The organism is Edaphobacter sp. FHG110511_03 (genome assembly GCF_059115365.1).
This window is the reverse complement of the sequence record NZ_JBZYWL010000003.1, coordinates 721237-740902: the sequence shown is the minus strand read 5'-3', so window position 1 is coordinate 740902 and position 19666 is coordinate 721237. Positions and strand designations below refer to the sequence as shown.

General features: G+C 58.2%; 16 protein-coding genes. 6 read left to right on the top strand and 10 right to left on the bottom strand.

Going from position 1 to position 19666, the window contains the following annotated elements; translation table 11 throughout:
• The first annotated feature begins 31 nt into the window (after positions 1–31).
• A complete protein-coding gene (locus AC5S26_RS16470; RefSeq protein WP_494185997.1) occupies positions 32–1378 on the top strand; it encodes a D-arabinono-1,4-lactone oxidase in 1347 nt (448 codons plus the stop codon).
• Between the two features lie 273 nt (positions 1379–1651).
• Entirely contained in the window at positions 1652–2365 is a 714-nt protein-coding gene (locus AC5S26_RS16465) for an SDR family oxidoreductase (protein WP_494185996.1), read from the top strand.
• 36 nt (positions 2366–2401) lie between these two features.
• Here AC5S26_RS16465 and AC5S26_RS16460 read toward each other — a convergent pair whose 3' ends face one another.
• Both AC5S26_RS16460 and AC5S26_RS16455 read right to left on the bottom strand, forming a co-directional pair.
• Positions 2402–2779, bottom strand: coding sequence for a DUF120 domain-containing protein (locus AC5S26_RS16460; protein ID WP_494185995.1), 378 nt, complete (start codon positions 2777–2779; stop codon positions 2402–2404).
• 6 nt (positions 2780–2785) lie between these two features.
• Positions 2786–3649, bottom strand: coding sequence for a deoxyribonuclease IV (locus AC5S26_RS16455; protein ID WP_494185994.1), 864 nt, complete (start codon positions 3647–3649; stop codon positions 2786–2788).
• A 79-nt stretch (positions 3650–3728) separates the two neighbouring features.
• Here AC5S26_RS16455 and AC5S26_RS16450 point away from each other — a divergent pair, with 79 nt between their 5' ends.
• Both AC5S26_RS16450 and AC5S26_RS16445 read left to right on the top strand, forming a co-directional pair.
• Positions 3729–4169, top strand: a complete 441-nt coding sequence (locus tag AC5S26_RS16450; protein WP_494185993.1) for a DUF6526 family protein — start codon at positions 3729–3731, stop codon at positions 4167–4169.
• A 257-nt stretch (positions 4170–4426) separates the two neighbouring features.
• Complete coding sequence (locus tag AC5S26_RS16445) at positions 4427–6973, top strand: ABC transporter permease (protein ID WP_494185992.1); 2547 nt, start codon at positions 4427–4429, stop codon at positions 6971–6973.
• A gap of 492 nt (positions 6974–7465) precedes the next feature.
• Here AC5S26_RS16445 and AC5S26_RS16440 read toward each other — a convergent pair whose 3' ends face one another.
• From AC5S26_RS16440 to AC5S26_RS16410, 7 genes are all read right to left on the bottom strand, one after another.
• The gene (locus tag AC5S26_RS16440) at positions 7466–8095 is read right to left on the bottom strand and encodes an NAD(P)-dependent oxidoreductase (RefSeq protein ID WP_494185991.1); all 630 of its coding nucleotides are present in this window, start codon (positions 8093–8095) and stop codon (positions 7466–7468) included.
• Between the two features lie 575 nt (positions 8096–8670).
• On the bottom strand, positions 8671–9846 hold the full coding sequence (locus tag AC5S26_RS16435; protein ID WP_494185990.1) for a diflavin oxidoreductase: 1176 nt from the start codon (positions 9844–9846) through the stop codon (positions 8671–8673).
• Between the two features lie 48 nt (positions 9847–9894).
• The gene (locus AC5S26_RS16430) at positions 9895–10815 is read right to left on the bottom strand and encodes a DUF2950 domain-containing protein (protein ID WP_494185989.1); all 921 of its coding nucleotides are present in this window, start codon (positions 10813–10815) and stop codon (positions 9895–9897) included.
• A complete protein-coding gene (locus AC5S26_RS16425; RefSeq protein ID WP_494185988.1) occupies positions 10812–12116 on the bottom strand; it encodes a DUF3300 domain-containing protein in 1305 nt (434 codons plus the stop codon). Before AC5S26_RS16425 ends, AC5S26_RS16430 begins: the two co-directional genes overlap by 4 nt.
• 111 nt (positions 12117–12227) lie before the next feature.
• The gene (locus AC5S26_RS16420; protein WP_494185987.1) at positions 12228–13037 is read right to left on the bottom strand and encodes a sugar phosphate isomerase/epimerase family protein; all 810 of its coding nucleotides are present in this window, start codon (positions 13035–13037) and stop codon (positions 12228–12230) included.
• The gene (locus AC5S26_RS16415) at positions 13037–14170 is read right to left on the bottom strand and encodes a dihydrodipicolinate synthase family protein (protein ID WP_494185986.1); all 1134 of its coding nucleotides are present in this window, start codon (positions 14168–14170) and stop codon (positions 13037–13039) included. Before AC5S26_RS16415 ends, AC5S26_RS16420 begins: the two co-directional genes overlap by 1 nt.
• A 49-nt stretch (positions 14171–14219) precedes the next feature.
• Positions 14220–15368: a Gfo/Idh/MocA family protein gene (locus tag AC5S26_RS16410; protein WP_494185985.1), complete on the bottom strand. Its 1149-nt coding sequence runs from the start codon at positions 15366–15368 to the stop codon at positions 14220–14222.
• A 157-nt stretch (positions 15369–15525) separates the two neighbouring features.
• Here AC5S26_RS16410 and AC5S26_RS16405 point away from each other — a divergent pair, with 157 nt between their 5' ends.
• The gene (locus tag AC5S26_RS16405) at positions 15526–17868 is read left to right on the top strand and encodes a WD40/YVTN/BNR-like repeat-containing protein (protein WP_494185984.1); all 2343 of its coding nucleotides are present in this window, start codon (positions 15526–15528) and stop codon (positions 17866–17868) included.
• A gap of 222 nt (positions 17869–18090) precedes the next feature.
• The gene (locus AC5S26_RS16400) at positions 18091–18867 is read left to right on the top strand and encodes a GntR family transcriptional regulator (protein WP_494185983.1); all 777 of its coding nucleotides are present in this window, start codon (positions 18091–18093) and stop codon (positions 18865–18867) included.
• Positions 18868–18886: 19 nt separating this feature from the next.
• Here the strand turns inward: AC5S26_RS16400 and AC5S26_RS16395 are convergent, their stop codons facing one another.
• Entirely contained in the window at positions 18887–19591 is a 705-nt protein-coding gene (locus tag AC5S26_RS16395; protein WP_494185982.1) for an N-acetylmannosamine-6-phosphate 2-epimerase, read from the bottom strand.
• Between the last annotated feature and the right edge of the window lie 75 nt (positions 19592–19666).

The window sequence follows — 19666 nt, the reverse complement described above, 5'->3', positions numbered from 1 at the left end:
TATTGACCTTCGAGAGGGACCTAAAGGGACCATGGATAAGCGACAATTTCTGAAAACCTCCGGTGCATTCGCCACAACCGCCCTTTTACCCGGCTTCTCCATGGCTGAGCAGAAAAAAATGACACCCAGAACCAACTGGTCAGGAAATCTGACCTACCACACCGACAATCTCTTCGAGCCCTCCACCGTCGCCGAGCTCCAGCAGGTCATCAAGGACCACCCCAGCATCCGCCCCCTCGGCACCCGCCACTCCTTCAACGGTCTCGCCGACAGCACCCACGCTCAGGTCGCGCTCAGCCACTTCAAGGACATCAAGCTCGATGAAGCTGCAAAAACCGTCACCGTCGGAGCCGGCGTCCGCTACGGCGATGTCGCCCCCGTCATCGACGCCAAGGGCTTCGCCCTGCACAACCTCGCCTCCCTGCCCCACATCTCCGTCCCCGGAGCCATCGCTACCGGAACCCACGGCTCCGGTATCCACAACAAAAATCTCTCGTCCTCAGTGGCCGCCATCGAGTTCGTAGACGCCAACGGCTCCCTCCAGACCCTCTCGCGCGCCAAGGACGGTGACAAGTTCAATGGAGCCGTCGTCAACCTGGGCCTGCTCGGCGTCATGACCAACATCACCCTCGACGTCGAACCCACCTTTCAGATCGCGCAGACCGTCTACACCGACCTCCCCTTCAGCGAGCTCGAGCATCACTTCGACGACATCTTCTCCGCCGGCTACAGCGTCAGCATCTTCACCGACTGGCAACACGGCCGCGCCACCGAGCTCTGGCTCAAGCGCCTCGTCAAGCCCGGCGAAAAACTCGACACGCCCGCCCTCTTCTACAACGGCAAGCTCGCCACCAAAAATCTCCACCCCATCCCCGCGCTCGACGCCGTCAACTGCACACCGCAGACGGGCGTCCCCGGCCCCTGGTACGAGCGCCTGCCCCACTTCCGCATGAACTTCACCCCCTCCAGCGGCGAAGAACTGCAGACCGAATACTTCGTCCCCCGCGCCCACGCCTACGAGGCCATCCGCGCCGTGGAGACGCTCAAAGACCACATCACCCCGCACCTGCTCACCACCGAGCTGCGCGTCATCGCCGCCGACGACCTCTGGCTCAGCATGGCCTATCAGCAGGACTCCCTCGCCATCCACTTCACCTGGAAGCGTCAATGGCCCGAGGTGCAGAAGATCCTTCCCCTCATCCAGCAGAAGCTCGCGCCCTTCAACCCCCGCCCCCACTGGGCCAAGCTCTCCACCTACGAAGGCGCGCACTTCCGCCAGGTCTATCCAAAGCTGGCCGACTTCAAATCCCTCGTCCAGCAATACGACCCCAGCGGCAAATTCCGCAACGAGCTCATCACCACCGAGCTCTACACCTAAATACGACCTCTATAGCGAATTATTTTGGAAAGTGTCATTCCGACCGGAGCGTAGCGAAGTGGAGGAATCTGCTTTTCCTCCCACTCCTGACGTGCGCCTCGCCTTCGCGACAGTCTCATCGTCGCCGGGTGCCCTATTCATGACGCAGCTTCACCGCGTCATGAATGGACATCGAGCGAAGCTCGACCGCCTTGATTAAGGCCACGGCTTCAGCCGTGCCGCAATCAGACCAATTGAAGGATCTGCGGTAGCCTTCCCCGCATCCAACCCCACATGACCGAAGAACTCAAAGGCCAACTCGCCGTCGTCACCGGAGCCGCACGCGGCATCGGGGCAGCCATCAGCAAGCAACTCGCCTCCATGGGAGCTACCGTCATCCTCGCCGCCCGCGATAAAGCACGCCTCAATCAGGTCAAACAGGAGATAGAAAGCGCCGGGGGCACTGCCCACATCGCCGAACTCGACCTCCTTGACGAGTCCTCCATCGCCAGCCTCGCAAAGACCATCGAAAGCCAGCACCACCGCTGCGACATCCTCGTCAACAACGCCGGAATCGGCCTCCTCGGCAAGCCCCTCGTCGAGATGTCCCCCTCCGACTGGGACACCCTCATGGGAACCAACCTGCGCGGCCCCTACCTTATGATCCGCGCCCTGGCCCCGCTGATGATCGCCGCCCAATCCGGCCACATCATCAACATCTCTTCGCTCGCGGGCCGCAACCCTCTTCCCAAGGGAGCCGCCTACTCCGCCTCCAAGTGGGGACTCAACGGCCTCACCTACTCCCTCGCCGAAGAGCTGCGCCCGCACAACATCCGCGTCTCGGTTATCGCCCCAGGCTCGGTCGACACCGGCTTCGGCCGCGGCGAACCCGGCAACCCAAAGAAGATCCAGCCCGCAGACGTAGCCCACGTCGTAGCCATGCTCGTCACCCAGGCACCGCAATCCTTCGTCAGCGAAGTCCTGTTGCGCCCCACCCAAAAACCATGACGCGCCAGTGCTCCCTGGGTCAGTCCTGAAATCGAATCAGTCGCCGGGAATCTCGATCTCTACGGCGTCTCCATCGCGCAACTGAAAATGATCTCTCAACTTCACATCGGTCGCGACCTCGACGACCGTCCTCGGATGATGTCCTCGTCCCTGCTCATTCGCGTCCGTTCGCAAAAGAAACGCGGGCCGGCCGAAGATTCGGCACGGAACGATATTCACCGAAACTCTCCCGCCATATTCCTCGCCCTCAAGGCGCAGAACCTTCTCCGGCAGGCAATACGGCTCCGGCAGCTCGACGTTCAGCGTTCCCGGAAACAGCTTCATCTTCGTCTTTCGCTCGTAGTGGTCAGATAACTTCTCTATCCAGAACGAAAAGTTGCCTATTCCCGAGACGACCTTTCCGCGAAGAATCATCCTTGCTCACCCCGCACCCAGAGCCCGCAACACGCCCACATTCCGAGTCTCATCCCCCGGAGCATCCACCGGCGTCTCCGCAATAAACGCGCAGTGGCTGAAACGCCCATCATGCAGTAGCCGCCGAAACGCCTCTGCCCCAATCGTTCCTTCTCCAATATGCTCGTGCCGGTCCAGCTTCGACCCCAGCGCCGCCTTGGCGTCGTTGCAGTGCCACAGCTTCACCGTATCGAACCCCACCGTCGACTCCACCAGCTTCATCGTCTCGATATAGCCGTCCCCGGAGACAATATCGTAGCCCGAGACATGCACATGGCACGTATCCAGGCACACCGCCACTGGAGCACATGCCTTCAGACACTCCACCAGCTCCGCCACCTGCTCCAGCTTCCCGCCCAGCGAAAACTCCGCGCCCGCAGTATTCTCGATCAGAATTTTAAAGTTCTTGCCGGTGAAATCGATCCCATCAATCGCCCTCTCGATCGACTGCGCCGCAAACGTCAGTCCCTGCTCGCGCGTCAGCCCCTTCCAGCTCCCCGGGTGCAGCACCAGAAACTCCGCACCCAGCGCCAGCGCGCGTTCCACCTCACCGCGAAACGCCGTGGTCGAGTTCTCCCTCACACTCTCCGTCTGGCTGCAGAGATTGATCAGGTAGCTCGCGTGCACTGCCACCGGCCCCACATCATGCTTCGCACGCAGCTCCTGCATCTTCGCCGCATCCGCAGGCTTCACCGGCGAGGCCTTCCACATCCGCGGACTCGATGAAAAGATCTGGAACGTATTCGCTCCAGCCGCGACTGCGCGATCCACCGCCGTCCATACTCCACCAGCCGTTCCAACGTGCACACCAATTCGTTTCCTCGTAGCCATGCCTTAAGCCTAACGCAGCCAAGGCATGTAAATCCTGCAATGCTATGCTGAGGCCGCGTTCCGATCGAAAGGATCCCCTATGGCTACTCCGCAAAACTATGCCAACCACCGCCGGCTCGACCCGGCGATACACCTCTTCGTCTTCCCTGTCGTTACCATCAATCTGGGCGTCGCCATCTGGATCGCCATCCACTTCCGCCACCAATATCCCTGGCTTGGTCACTGGTCCATCGTCATCTCGCTCGCGCTCCTCATCCTCGCATTCAAGTGCCGCTTCAACGACATCAAACTACAGGACCGCATCATCCGCCTCGAAGAACGTTTGCGCCTCGCCTCGCTCCTCCCCGCAAATGAACTCCTTCACATCAACGACTTCACCATCCGGCAACTCGCCGCCCTCCGCTTTGCCTCCAACGAAGAGGTCGCCGCTCTCGCTCACCGCGCCCTGACCCAGGAGCTCGAGCCCAACGCCATCAAGCAAAGCATCACCAACTGGCGCGCCGATCACCACCGCGTCTGAGAGCAGAGATCCTCAAAACTGCCACGAAGGGATCTGGCGAGGAAGATCTCTTGCTCAATGACCTTCCACCCTGTCCAGTACCGGACATCCATGTATGGAATCGGACGATCAAGGCGCTCGTCCTCTCTCCCGACATCGCATAAATCATTGATATCCCGTTCCCATCCAGCCCACTCCAATGGTCTTCTCCTTGCTCATCTAAGAACTGAGGCATTCCTCGTGTCGTACTCCACTGCGACCGGGAGAAAGAGACGACCATGGAAACCATCTTGCAGGACCTGCGCCACGGACTCCGCCGCCTGCGCCGCGCACCTGGCTTCACCCTCACCGCGCTCGCCACCCTCGCCCTCGGCATCGGAGCCACCACCGCCATCTTCACCCTCACCTACCAGGTCATCCTCCGTTCCATGCCCGTCGAGCACCCCGAACAGCTCTACAAAGTCGGTAAAGAGATCGAGTGCTGCGTCGACGGCAGCCTGCAGGGCCACTTTCGCATCTTCTCCTACGACCTCTATCGCACCCTGCGCGACGAAACCCCCGGCATCGACGGGCTCGCTGCCGTGCAGGCAGGCTCACTCGCCGTCAGCTCCCGCCGTCAGGGAGATACCGCCGCACAGCCGCTCGACGTCCGCTTCGTCTCCGGCAACTACTTCTCTGTCGTCGGCGTAAAGCCGCTCGCCGGTCGCCTTCTCACACCCGCAGATGACAGCGAAGGCGCACCTCCGGTCGCCGTCATCAGTCATGCCATCTGGCAGTCCAAATTCAATAGCGACCCCAGCCTCGTCGGCTCCAGCGTCATACTCACCGGCCATCCCTTCACCATCGTCGGCATCACCGCTGAGAACTTCCTCGGCGACCGCAACACCGGCGACCCCGCAGGTGTATGGGTCCCCGTCACCAAGGAGCCGGTCCTCAACGCCCGTCATCTCTACCACCAGCCCAACGCACACTGGCTCGATATCATCGCCCGCATCTCCAATCCCCAAAACGTCGGCCCTGCTGAGAGCGCCATCCGTGTAGAGCTTCTACGCTGGCTCCGTGCACATCGTGACCCCGGCTCAACCGACCCCGAAACCGAGATCGCCAAACAGACCACCGAGCTCGCACCCGCCAGCGACGGCATCAACGACCTTCGCGACGAGTATCAGAAGAGCCTCACCATGCTGCAACTCATCGCTGCCTTCGTTCTCATCATCGCCTGCGCCAACCTCGCCAACCTCATGCTCGTCCGCGGCGTCGCACGTCGCCAGGAGCTGAGCGTGCGTAGCGCCCTCGGCGCCTCCCGCTCGCGCCTCGTCCGCGAGATGCTCGTCGAGTCCGTCACCCTCGCCATCTTCGGCGGCGCACTCGGACTCTTCATCGCCTACGCTGGCGTCAAAGCCATCCTCGCTGTCGTCATGAAAGGCGTCTCCGTCGATCCGCTCAGCGCATCGCCCTCTCTACCAGTTCTCTTCTTCGCCCTGGGCGTCTCCGCGGTCACCGGGGTGCTCTTCGGCATCGCTCCTGCGCTCATGGCCTCGCGGCTCAACCCCGCCGAAGCGCTGCATGGAGCCAACCGCACCACCGGCAACATCAGCGGCCTCCAACGCGCTCTCGTCATCCTGCAGGCCGCGCTTTCTGTCGCTCTCCTCAGTACATCCGGTCTCCTCATCCTCAGCCTGCAGCGGCTTCAGCATCAGGACTTCCGCTTCGAGACCCACGGTCGCCTCATCGCCTTTGTCGACCTTCAGGCCGCAGGCATCCGCTTCGACCAGCTCGACAACCTCTACCGCCAGTTCGATCAAGCCTTCGCCTCCGCCCACAACCTGCATGACACCGCCTGGGCCACTTACAGCCCGATGTCGTTCAACAACTGGAATACGGGCATAGCGCTCAATGGTGGCGATCCCAACGCCAATATGCGCGCAAGCTACACCTTCGTCTCGCAGCGCTTCTTCAACGCCGTAGGCACCCGTGTCCTCTACGGCCGCATCTTCACCGACGAGGACACCTCCACCAGCCGCCACGTCGCCGTCGTCAACCAGACGTTTGTCAAGAAGTACCTCAACGGCAAGCAGCCTATCGGCGCACTCTTTGGCCCTGATCCGCGCATGACTACCGCATATGAAATCGTCGGCGTCGTCGACGACTCGAAGTACGGCAACCCCTCGGATCCAACCCGCCCCATGTTCTTCATGCCTTTCTCGCAGACCACCGACTACCAGCAACTTGACGCCTCACAGGAACTCCGCGATCAAAACATGAAGAACGAGCAGTTCAGCCACTTCGCCTCGAGAATCGTCGTCCCCTACGACGGCGACGTCGCCGCCGCTACCGCCGCTGTGCGCCGCGTGCTCAATCAGGTCAACCCCGACATCACCATCTTCTATCTCGCCACCTACGACGAACAGGTCGGCAACTATTTCACCCGCCAGACCCTCGTCGTCCGCCTCACCGCCATCTTCGGAGCGGTCGCCCTTATCCTCGCTTCCATCGGCCTCTACGGAGTCACCGCCTACGGCGTCGCTCGCCGTATCCCCGAGATCGGCCTCCGCATGGCACTCGGGGCCGATCGCGCCAACGTCGTCCGCCTCATCCTTCACGGAGCTGCCATCCAGATCGGCATCGGCCTCGCAGTCGGCATCCCCATGGCCCTCCTCGCCGGCCATCTGCTTCAATCGCAGCTCTACGAGGTAAGAGGCACAGATATCCGCACCATCCTCGTCGCCTGCGCTGTCCTCATTCTCAGCGCCGTCGCCGCGAGCGTCCTGCCAGCCCGCCGCGCCTCCAGCATCGAGCCCATGCAGGCCCTGCGAACGGAATAGAAAATATGCAAACAGCGAAATCTACAAAAGCAAGGAACGATGATCCCGCAGCGCAAATGAGAGATCCAAATGGAATAGCGCTAGATCACTCAATTTAGTTTTTTGAGTACTTGTTGTGGATCGCTCTGGCACGCTTCCTGAGGGAATCGGTGCAGGCCATCGAAATCACGACGACCACTGTCATGGATACCCAAGCTTCAGGTCGCTGAAGTCCGCTGTGTAAGTTCCAATAAATCAATCCGGCCAGGATCGCTAGAGAACCGAACTGAATGACAGGGTGAACTGTCGGAATTGGTTTGAGCATTGGATCCCCTCAGGTCTCGCCTGCAAAATTATCATGCTTTCGCATATCACTGAATGGAAAGATCAGCCGTGACATCCGCGACCTGCACATAAAAAATGCGATTTTTCGATGGGAGCAGAGAGGTCAACAAGAGCAAAGAGCAAAAGAAAAGGCGGCCTTTCGGCCGCCTTTTTCTTTCTCACAAAACCTCAATACCCGATTGAAAACAGCTGACGCTCGTGCTTCGGCTTCTCGATCTCATCCACCAAAGCAATCGCATAATCCGCAAACGAGATCTTGCTCTCGCCCTTCGCATCCGTCACCAGTTCCTTCGTTCCCAGACGGAACTTACCCGTTCGCTCTCCCGGAACGAAGAATGCCCCTGGAGCCAGATACGTCCAGTTGATATCCGAGTTCTTCAGCACCTGCGCCGCTCTCTCATGCGAGACTGCGATCGGCATGTACTCTGCCGGCAGGTGTCCCGACTGGATCAGCGTTACCCCCGGGGCCACTTCAAGCACCCCTGCCCCGCCCACAACCAGTAGCCGCGGTCCTCCCGTCTTCTTTACCGCCTCAACCTGTCTCTTCGTCACATCCACCAGGGCATCGGTGTTATCGGCGGGTGGCTGGTACGCCGAGACCACCGCATCCGCTCCCTTGACGATGGCGGCGATTGCATCCACATTCGACAGATCGTCAGTCTTCGCGGTCACCTCTGGCTGCGACTTCAACGAATCTACCTTCCGCGCAACTCCCGTCACCTTGTGTCCGCGCCGCAGCAGCTCCTTGACGATCTCGGAACCTGAATTTCCTGTAGCTCCATAAACCACAACGTTCATCACTTGCCTCCTGGGTTCCTTCCTTACTTCAGATGAAACCGGGGATTTATCAGATGCACAACATTTGTTGTTTAATTTCCTCTCTTTCGAAATCGAAGATCACCCGGGAAAGACAGATTCTGAGGATCCTTTCCAACAACCAAAGAACTCGTCATCTCGACCGGAGGCGCGCAGCTTCATCGCGCAGCAGATAACCTAACTCAACCACCGCGTCATCTCGACCGGAGGCGCGCAGCTTCATCGCGCGACGGAGTGGAGAGATCCCTGTATTAGCCTTTGTTCTTGCCGTTGCTTGTTTCCCAGATCGCCGCCTGCCGATGCCCTCACGGCAAAGAAGGCGGCTGTATCGTCCCTTCGCGCCGAATAAATCGCGATGTCAAGCCGGATTCTGCGGAAATGTAACAAAACAAGGGTGATATTAATGCCGATCGGATCCTGTCTCTTCATTACAATAGAAACAGCAGAGAAAAGCCCGGAGTTTCCTCCGGGCTTCTTCTTTTTGATCCGAAAACGCGAAGTCCGGACCTAAGATTCTATTTTAGAAGACTTTGCGCAAAAACAGGGGGGTACCTGACCTAGTAGACATCCCTCTGGTAGCGCTTCTGCTTCTTCATCGTGGCCAGGTACTCGGCAGCGTGTTCAAGGGTTCCATTCGAGCCCTTGGCGATAGCGTCGAGCAGAGCGGTCTCAACGTCCTTCGCCATGCGCGTGGCATCGCCGCAAACGTAGAAGTAGGCTCCACGTTCCAGCCAATCGAAGACCTCTTTGCAGTTCTCCTGGATGCGGTCCTGAACGTACACCTTGTTGTGCTGATCGCGCGAAAACGCCGTATGCAGGTGGGTCAGGACGCCGTCCTTCACCATGCCCTGAAGCTGGTCCTTGTAGAGGAAATCCATCTTCTCGCGCTGCTCTCCGAAGAAGAGCCAGTTGTCGCCCTTAGCTCCATCCGCTTGGCGCTCCTCAAGGAACGCGCGGAACGGAGCGATGCCTGTCCCGGGCCCGATCATGATCACGGGAGCCATGGGGTCCTCCGGAAGCCGGAAGTTGTTGTTCGAGTGCAGGAAGATCGGTATCGTCGTTCCCTCGCCGGCGCGGTCGCCCAGGTGGCCGCTGGCTACGCCCTGGCGATTGCGTCCATGGGCGTCGTAACGGATCACGCGAACCGTCGTATGAACGCTGTCGGAATGCACCTTCTGGCTCGAGGAGATGGAGTACATCCGCGGCGTCAGCCGCTGCAGCACGTTGAACAGCTGCTGCGGATCGGTAACGACGCCGGGAAAATCCGCGGCCAGGTCCACGAACTCGCGGCCCCAGCAGTACTCCTCGGCTCGGGCGCGGTTCTCCGCCCCGGTCAATACCTTCAGGCCTTCCAGCTCTGGAGCAAGCTTGGCGTACTGCCCAACGCTGCCTCGCGCCAGCTTGCCAATTCCGAGCCGCGTCCGCAGAGCCTCTTCAAGGGTGATCTCGACCTTGTAGTGGTCCAGCACACGCTCATCGCCCTTGTAGCCCAGCGCCTTCAGAACGTCCGCAACAGCTTCGGCCCGATTCTCGGGAATGATGCCGACCGCATCGCCGGGGGTGTAGGCCATGCCTTCTTCAAGCGCCAGCTCGACGTGGCGCGTCTCTTTTTCCGACCCTTCAGCGGTCAGAAGGTAGTTGACGTTGACAAGAGACGCATACGGACTGTTGCGCGTGTACTTCTGGGCGTGCCCCGCCCCGGTTTTCGCTTCCTGTTCCAGAACTTCGCTCATCCCTCTATGGTAAAACGCCTCGCGGGAAATTGCATGGCCGCAAGAGCGTTACGGAACCAGTTTCCAGGATTTATCAGGATCGTAGGCCGTGATCTTGCTGGACGTATTGTCGGAGCCCTGCCCCATATCCTTTTGATAAATCGTGCCGCGCGGCCCTAGCAGAAACGTCATCACGCCGCTGGCTCCATACTCGGCCGGGTAGGCCAGAATTGCGAATCCGGTCATCCTCCCGTCCTTTTCGTAGCTCTTCGCTCCGCCGGAGGCATGTGGCCCCTGTTCCTGCAGCACGTGATAGAAGTAGCCATGAAAGGGCTGCCTCTTATGCTCGCCTCCCTGGAAATACCCTTGCTCGGTCGCCTCGGCTACAAGGGGTCCCGCGGGACTCTCGGGCTCGCCCGCTTTCGTCTCCCAGTAGAGTCCATCCTGCTTCCCAGGTGAGCTCACCAACCGGGCGGCAAACGAACCTGCCGGAGAACCGTCGTGTCCCTTGGCGGCATATTGCTTCTGAGCCTGATCGAGCGCCTTGAGCACCTTGATCGTGTCGAGCTCGTTGTGTCCGATCCTCCGATAGACAAGCTCCTGAGCGCCTTCTTTGGCGTCAAAGTGCCACCTCTCATTGGACCGGACGATAGGAAACGGCAGCGGCCAGGCCGACGAACCTACAGTAAGAACAGCTTCCTCTGGCGAAGGCAGCTGGAAGGCGTGAGCCTTTTGATAGTTATCGAGGAACGACTTACGCTCACGCTGATCTTCGGTTGCGTCTCCGGAGGAGAGGAGATTCTCCGCATCCGGACCCAGCATCGCGCGTAACGTTTCTTTATCGTCGCTCTTTACCGCATTGAAGAGAGCCTCGGCTGCATCCTTGTAGGACGGATAGGTCGTCACATCCTGTGCATAAGAGGAAGACGGGGCGAGCAACGCAAGTGCGAGCAGAACTACCGACAAAAATTGACCTTTGATCGATGTCATTTGTTTCGCCCTCCGAAGCGGGCGTGGCTGCCCGCGCTGGCATGCCCACGCTGGCTGGCCTGCCGCTCTGCAGCACCGTTGTTGCTGCCGTTGAAGCCGCCGGGCCGTCTGCCCGTATCCTGGGGCCTCGGAGCGGAACCCGCATTATTGGGCCGTCCGTTATAAGAACTTCCAGCCGGGCGCGTCGCTCCAACGTTTCCGGCAGGACGGGTCGCTCCAACGTTTCCTGCTGGCGCCGCTGGTCTGGTTGCAGGTGCGGTCGCTCCCACACCTCCCGCTGGTCGAGTGGCGTTGTAGGCAGGCGGACGATATGTATTGGCAGGCGGGCGATATCCACTTGCCGGTGGACGATACGCTGCCGCTCCTGGGGCACGGTAGGGTGTCGGCGCGGGGTGATAACCGGCACGATAGCCTGGAGAATTCGGACCATAGGCTCGGTATCCCGCAGGTGGAGGACGATATCCCGGCCGCGCATACCAGTTAGTGGGGGGGCGAGCATAGACGGGGCGACCGTAGACCGGAGGTCGTGGACGATAGTAAGGCCGCGGCGCCATATAGCGGTTGTTCACGACGAACACGCTGTTGTGCACGTAGACTCCATGACCGCCCCACCCCCAGCCACCCCAGCCCCATGGTTCGTTGTTATGAGCAATCAATGCGCCGATACCAATACCAAGACCAAAGCTGAGTAACGAAGCCGCTACGACGTCACCCGTGCTTGGCCCGCTGGCCTGAGCGGGAGCAGGAGCGGTGTAGACCTGCTGCGGCTGATATTGAGGAACGTATACGACCTGCGGGTTGGCAGGCTGAACCACAATTACCTGAGTACTACCCTGCGTCGTCGTGGAGACCTTCTGGTATTCGTTGCTGTCCAGCGCTCCGTTCGCGTAGGCTGCCTGCCGCAGCTTCTGGACCGAAGCCATTACTTTCGTCTGATCTGCTTTGAATGCGCTCCCAAGGGCAGCGTAATCATCGATGTGCGCCGCCATCATATCGAGGACGGAGGGGAAGTTCACCAGCGAGATAAACGCCGCATCGAATCCCTTCTTTTGCGCAGCGTCGACTAACGCCTGCCCCTTAAGACTGGCGTTCTGCTTCACCCAGGCATCCGTGTCCAGGATCTGCTGTGGGTCTGTTGTCGCAGCGCAGATCTGGGCCAGCAGGGTGTCGGGATAGAGTGCGATTGGAGCGACGAGCTGATCAAGCTGATCTCCGGTCGGAACGCCCTGACTGTAAGCGCTCTGGCTGGTCAACCCAAGGCACGCCAGGATGAGGATCGCGAAAATCCGGAAATAGCCCATAGCAGCATCTCCTTAGGACAGGCACAGATCCAAGAGCCGTACATGCTACCGTACTGCAGGCTGCCATTGTATTTCAGTTCAGAAACTGTCTGACTGCGAGCGGCTTCTGTCTTATACATCTTCCAGAAAATGGCTGCAAACGATCTCGACGATTTCGTTGGACGGAAGCGACCAGAGCTTCTCGTTAAAGATCTCCACCTCGATCGGACCGCGATACCCCGCAGCCTCGACCGCTTCTCGCAATCTCCTAATCTCGATGACTCCATCGCCCATCAATCCGCGGCCCATCAGGGTATCCGGTAGCGGGACGATCCAGTCCGAGACGTGAAATGCAAAGATGCGTTCTCCAGCTCGCGCAATCTCGCGATAGACCTGCGGATCCCACCACACGTGGTAAACATCGACGACCAGTCCAACCTGCCGCGGCTGGAACTGCTCCGCGATCGTGTTGGCCTCACCCATGGTTACAATCACGCTTCGATCGCCTGCAAACATAGGATGAAGCGGCTCCACGCCGAGGCGGACACCGCACTTCTCGGCATGGTCGAGGACCGCAGCGATTCCATCCACGACCATCTGCCGCGCTCCATCGATATCCTTGTCTGGCGCAGGCCCATTAACCAGCACCAGCAGGTCCGTGCCAATTGCGGCAGCCTCATCGATCGCCCGCAGATTGTCGTCGATCCTCTGCAGCCGCTCTTCAGCAGTAGCCGCCGGAAACATCCCTCCGCGGCACAGGCTCGACACTCTCAGTCCTGCATCGCGCAGAGTTTTTCCCGCCGCTGCCGGATTATCGCCAACAGCGTGGCGCCAGGGCGCGATCCACTGAACCCCGTGCTTCAGACAGGCGTCCACCACCTCACGCAGCGTTGCCTTACCGGCTGTCATCTGGTTGAAACTCAGCCTCCCGAGATTGGCCACTAACCCTCCGCCCCGGCAAGCTCGAGCACCAGCTTCATTCGGTGAACGGCAAGATCGGGATCTGCCAGCAGCCTTGCTTGATCGGCCAGCACAAAGAGCTGCGCAAGATGAGGGATCGATCTTGTGCTCTCCTGACCGCCGAGCATGCGGAAGTGTTTCTGGTGTCCGTTCAGATAGGCAAGAAATACGAGCCCCGTCTTATAGAAGAACGTCGGCGCCTGAAAGATGTGCCTCGACAATGGAACGGTGGGCGCAAGAATCTCCTCGTAAGCGTCAAAGTCGCCTGCATCGAGCGCCCTTAGAGCGAGTGCCGCAGCCGGTGCGATTCCGTCGAAGATGCCCAGCAAAGCATCGCTATGGCCAAGCTCGTCGCCTAGAATCAGCTCGGCGTAGTCGAAGTCGTCGCCTGTGTACATCCGCACACCTTCAGGCAGGAGCCGGCGCATCCTGATCTCCTGGTGCTTATCTAGGAGCGATATTTTCATGCCATCGATCTTCGAGCGATTTTCCCGAATAACAGCAAGACAGGTTTCCATGGCCTCTTCAATGGAAGAGGATCCCCAATATCCCTTGAGCTGCGGATCGAAGGCATCTCCCAGCCAGTGCAGAATCGCCGGCTGCCGCAAGCCGCCAAGCAATCGACTGTACACTCGCATGTAATCTTCGGGGCCGCGTGCGCAACGAGCCAACGCACGGCTTGCCATGAGGATGACGCGCCCGCCAGCAGCTTCTATCGTCTCGCACTGTTCTTCATAGGCGGCGATCACGTCTTCGATGCTTGAGGCGGTCCCCGGCTGCAGCTGATCGGTATTGGCTCCGCAAGCGATCTCTCCTCCTCGCTCGCTGGCAGAGACACGAATCAGTTCACGCGCGGTCTCCCAACTCAGCCCCATTCCCCGCTGTGCCGTGTCCATCGCTTCAGCAACCCCAAAGCCGAGCGACCATAGATGCCTGCGAAAAGCCATGGTGGCGTCCATGTCCAGCGTCTCCGGATGCAGGGGATCGATGACGACATGGGCTGCCGCGAATACTCTACGCGAACGGGGAGGAGGCCCTGGAGAAACCTGCCGGGGACCTTGAGCCGTCAATTGGTACTCAGTGATTCCACCCTCGAGTGGAAGTCGAATCTTCATGATCTCTTCCTGGTTCGAAATTAGAAATACGATGCGGACACAGCTTTGGTTAGTTCAGCGTAAGCTCGGGAAGGTCGATCCATCTTCTCTCCGACCAGGAGCGTATCCCTGCTTCTGCAAGCTGAACGCCTTTTGCCGCTTCCAGAAAGGTATGGGGAAAAGGAGAGTCTTCGAGCACATGGCGCAGGAACATCTCCCATTGAACCTTGAATGCATTCTCTTCCGCGACAGTCGTCGGAACGGTCTGCCATCCATCCAGGAAAGGAATTGGATTGGGAATGTCCGGATTCCACACGGCCTTCGGCGTAACGGCGCGCGGCTGTACCTTGCATTCTCGCAGACCTGCGACCGCGCTACCCTCAGTGCCATCGACATGCAGCTCGAGCAGCTCGTTTCGGTCGACGCGGGTAACCCACGACGAATTGATATGTACGACGATTCCGCCCTGAAGTTCGAAGGTGGCATAAGCGGCGTCGTCTGCCGTGCAGGAATACGTTCGACCGGATTCATCCACGCGCTGGGGAATGGTTGTTCTGGCCGTGCAGCTCACAGCTTTTATTTCGCCAAACAGGTTCGATAGAACATACTGCCAGTGCGGAAACATATCGAGAATGATTCCGCCGCCCTCTTCCTTGCGGTAGTTCCAGGATGGCCGTTGCGCCGGTGGCAGAGGGCCTTCGAATACCCAGTAGCCGAATTCGCCGCGCACAGACAGAATCTTTCCCAGCAAACCGGTTGCGATGACCTGCTTCAGCTTTAGGATTCCAGGAAGGAACAGCTTGTCCTGAACGACACCATTTTTTACTCCGGCGCTAACCGCTGCGCGAGCCAGGTCAAGGCTTTCCTCTAAGGTCGCCGCCAATGGCTTTTCACAATAGACGTGCTTCCCCGCCTTTAGTGCCGCATGCGCACTTTTGGCACGCATCTGGGTGAGTTGGGCATCAAAGTAGATGATGTTTTCCTTATCCGCGAGGCAAAGGTCTAGATCGGTCGACCATCGCTCGACACCCCATTCGTTCGCCAGCGCTTGAAGTTTCTCCTCATTTCTTCCGACCAATACAGGTTCAGGCATCACTACAGTTTGATTGCGTAACCGGAGACCGCCTTGTTTACGGATTGCGGCGATGGATCGTCCCAGATGCTGGTTTGTTCCCATACGCCCCGTGACGCCATTCATGATGATGCCTATTTTTTGCATTCAAACCCCATCTCAAATGTGGACTACGTAGTCTAAAGCTACTAAAGCGGACTGCAGGCTGCACAATAAAAAGAAACTCCACGGGAGTTTAATGAACGCGGATAACGGTGGCAATTTGACTAAACGTTGCGAAGAAAAGATCTCACAATGGAGAGACGTGCTCTGCCTCAGCGTAGTACTTCTCTTATCCGCAGTTCTACTTCAGGCTCAGGAGCCGCGGATTACCGGACCAGGTGGCGGTGGCGCGATGTTTCAAGTCACCATCAATCCCAACAATAAAAATGAAGTGCTTTTGTCCTGCGATATGACGGGAGCGTATATCAGCCACGACGGTGGCCATCATTGGCGGATGTTCAACCTGCGAGGCAGAATCCAATTTTTCGCCTTCGATCCTGTTCGTCCCGGCACTATTTATGCAGCAACGGATGTTCTGTGGCGAAGCGCTGACGATGGGAGGACGTGGAAGCTTGTCTGGCCGCGGCCATCTAATGTACGAGCCATTCTCATGGACTCCGATCATGCAGACGAGATGCTGATTGCCGGTCACGATACTCTCGGCAAGATTGCTGCTCTTGCGATCGATCCGACGGCTGCACGAACGCTTTATGCGGCCTTTGTAAAGAAGGATCGTACAAAGCTGGTCATCTCGCGCGATGGAGGCACGACCTGGCAAATAGTCCTGTCGCTTTCGGAGACGCCCCTGCACATCTGGGTAGATCCGAGATCTCCGAAGAATCGACGCAGCCTCTACATTGCAACCGCCCACGGTATTGGTTCCCGTATCGATGGCAGGTGGCGACAGAGGGCTGCACCTGCCGGGATCAGTTTTACCGACCTTTCAGCGGGCTTTCCTGCCCGGGATGGGACACAACCCTCTTTCTATGCCATAGCGAATGGAACACGGCCCGATTCGACCGTACTTGTGACTACAGACGGTGGCGTGACATGGAACCCATCGCCGCTGCCGGGAAATGGAGCACACCCCCGCACCGTGGCAACCAGTCTTCACCATCCGGAGGTCGGTTATGCCTCGTACAAGGGCATGCAGCTTGGTGGCGAACGATTTCAGGGTATCGCTCGAACGAACGACTCCGGCGAGCATTGGACACCAGTATGGCAATCGACCATCCACCAGGAAGCGGCCACTGTTCACGATGCGTGGATCGCCGATGCAATGACGCCGGAGTGGACTGAAGAACCACTCAGCATGACGGTAGATGATCGCGATCCAAATCTCGTTTATGCAACGGATTTGGGGAGAACCATGGCTACGACAGATGGAGGAGCGACCTGGACGGCCCGCTATTCCGAGGCCGCGACGAGTTCATCCCAGACTGAAAGATCGTGGACCAGCACCGGTCTTGACGTGACGACAACCTATGGATATCTGACCAACCCTTTCAATTCCCGACGTCGTTTCATCCTGACGACTGATATCGGTCTCTTCCGCTCCGAAGATTCCGGCAAATCATGGACGCGCTCAGTATCGGGAGTTCCAGGGCGCTGGCGGAACACGACCTACTCGCTCGTGTTCGATCCTCAGATACAGGGAAAGATGTGGGCGGCCATGAGCGATATCCACGATCTTCCCCGTCCCAAGATGTGGCGTCATCGATCGACCTCGGATTACATCGGGGGCATATGCTTCAGCGTGGATGGCGGCCGAACATGGCAGTCGTCAAGCGAAGGGATGCCGCCTACCGCACCTACTTCCATTCTTCTCGAACCGACCAGTCCGCAGGGCCATCGTAGGCTCTGGGCGGCGACGATGGGTTATGGGATCTACCGATCTACTGACGATGGACATACCTGGTCGCCGGTAAATCGTGGGATTACACAAAAGAACGCCCTGGCATGGCGTCTTGCTCGTGCTTCAGATGGAACGCTCTATGCGTTGATCGCCCGCCGCAGCGAAGATGGCAGCATCGGCAATCCAGGCGATGGGGCGCTTTATCGCTCTAACGACGGCGGAGATCATTGGTCGCCAGTCGCACTGCCCTTCGGAGCCAACGCTCCCAATGGAATCGCGATTGATCCCGAGGACCCGAATCGCATCTACCTGGCCCTGTGGCCGCGTGCTGCGCCACAAACCGATTTAAAAGACCTGACCCGCAACAATTCGACTGCTCGAAAACAATCTGACACATCTCCAGTCGTCCTCAACGGGATCTATGGTGGCGTCGCTGTCTCCACGGATGGAGGCCAGAGTTGGCGATGGATCCTTGAACACGACCGCCATATCTACGATGTGACGATCGATCCACGTGCCCCTAACACACTCTACGCTGCAGGCTTTGAGTCTTCGGCATGGATCTCGCACGACCGTGGCGAACATTGGACTCGTATTCCTGGTTTTAACTTCAAGTGGGGTCACCGAGTTCAGCCTGATCCGGAAGATTCGAACAAGGTGTATATCTCGACATTCGGCGGAGGAGTATGGCACATCCCGGTTTCAGGTCCAGCCGCGCGGGATATTGCGACACCCGAGGTTGCTCCATAACCATGTGTCCCGAGGTTTGCTATCGATTAGGATAAGAAAGTCGATTTTCTGTATAGACAACCATACTGGTACAAAGGAAAATTCTTCATTCATCGAATGAATCAAAGATTGAACAAATTCCGGTTTTTTCACGTAGTTATAGACAAACACCGAACAATGTAGATAGAAACGGACAGCGGGCGACAATCGCGTGGTCCGCAAATCAGGAGAGAGATAGAGACCGTGTCAAAAGCTCCAGTTCATGCTGCGCCATCCGTCCACACGCTTGATAAAAACGGGTTCATTCCTCTCTACTATCAGATTCAACGTGTCCTAATGGAAAAGATTCACTCTGGAGAACTTTCAGAGGGAGACCTGCTCGCCTCTGAAGAGGAACTTGCGCGTACCTATCGCGTCAGTAGGATGACAGCCAGACAGGCTCTCCATGGCTTGAAGTCGCGTGGCTATGCTCTCAGTCAAAAGGGGCGAGGAACTTTTGTCACCCGGCCGAAGCTTGAAAAAAATATCATGCACCTCCGGGGATTTACCGAGGATATGAAGCAGCGCGGAATGCAGCCTAGTTCACAACTTCTAGAGCAGACTGTCGTAAAAGCTGGTGAAGACCTAGCGGAGAATCTGAAGATCGCCCCCGAGAATACGGTGATGAAGCTGCGCCGTCTACGGCTGGCCGACGGCACCCCTATGGCGCTGGAAGAATCGTTCATTCCCTTGCGGCCATTTCCCGGGCTGGAACGGATCAATTTTGCGAAGCAGTCGCTTTATTACATTCTCCGTGAAAATTATGGAGTCAGGGTCGGCTGGGCAGACGAGATCATCGAAGCCCTTCCCGCCACACGCGAAGAATCGGAACTTTTGACTATCCCCAAGAGAGCCAGCGTGCTGTCCATATCGCGCGTCATCATTACCACCGAGCAGACACCGATCGAAGTGGCTTGTTCACGGTATCGCGGCGATCGCTATCGTGCGCTCATCCGGGTTCCGACCACGACAATCGAATAAATCCCTCTTGCATGGATTCTTATAGCGTTGCCGCGACAAAGCGGGCGGTGATTGTCGCAGGCCGCGTAATTGCAGAGCCCACTAACACCGCATGCGCTCCCAGATCTAAAGCCTTGCGAACATCCTCAGGCTGTTGAAGATGGCCTTCCGCAATGACCGGAATTTTCAGGTTCTCTACCAGAGACTGCAAAAGAGGCCATGAGACTTGCCTGATTCCTGCCGTTTCGGCGGTGTAGCCGTAAAGAGTCGTTGCGACCGCATTCGCACCTGCCTCCTGTGCGGCAATCCCATCTTCGAGACTGGCGATATCCGCCAGCACTGGCTTACTGAGTTCGTTCTGAATGCGTTGGATCATTCCCGGCCATGGCTCCGCTTCGCTCAATCGGCGATGAGTACAGTCGAGAGCAACAATATCGGCGCCCGCAGCTGAGACGGACTGGGCGGCAACGAAGTTTGGAGTGATATAGACTTCGCGGTTCGAGTCTTTTGCCTTCACCATGCCGATAATTGGGATATTGGTAATCTCCCGAAACGCCTTGACGGCCTGGTGCCCATCGGCTCTGAGGCCGGCGGCTCCCCCTTGAAGAACCGATTTTGCCATCCTGGTGATGGTATCGAGGTCGTCCATCGGATCGCCAGGGTCCGCCTGACAGGAGACAATCAGGCGGCCTTTTAGAAAAGAGAAAGAATCTACTTTGTTCTCTTTCTTCAAACTTGAGATCAATACACCCTCCGGGTCGGACACAGCTGGAAGGTCTGATCATACCCAGTCTGAAGCTCATGGCGAAATACAATATGA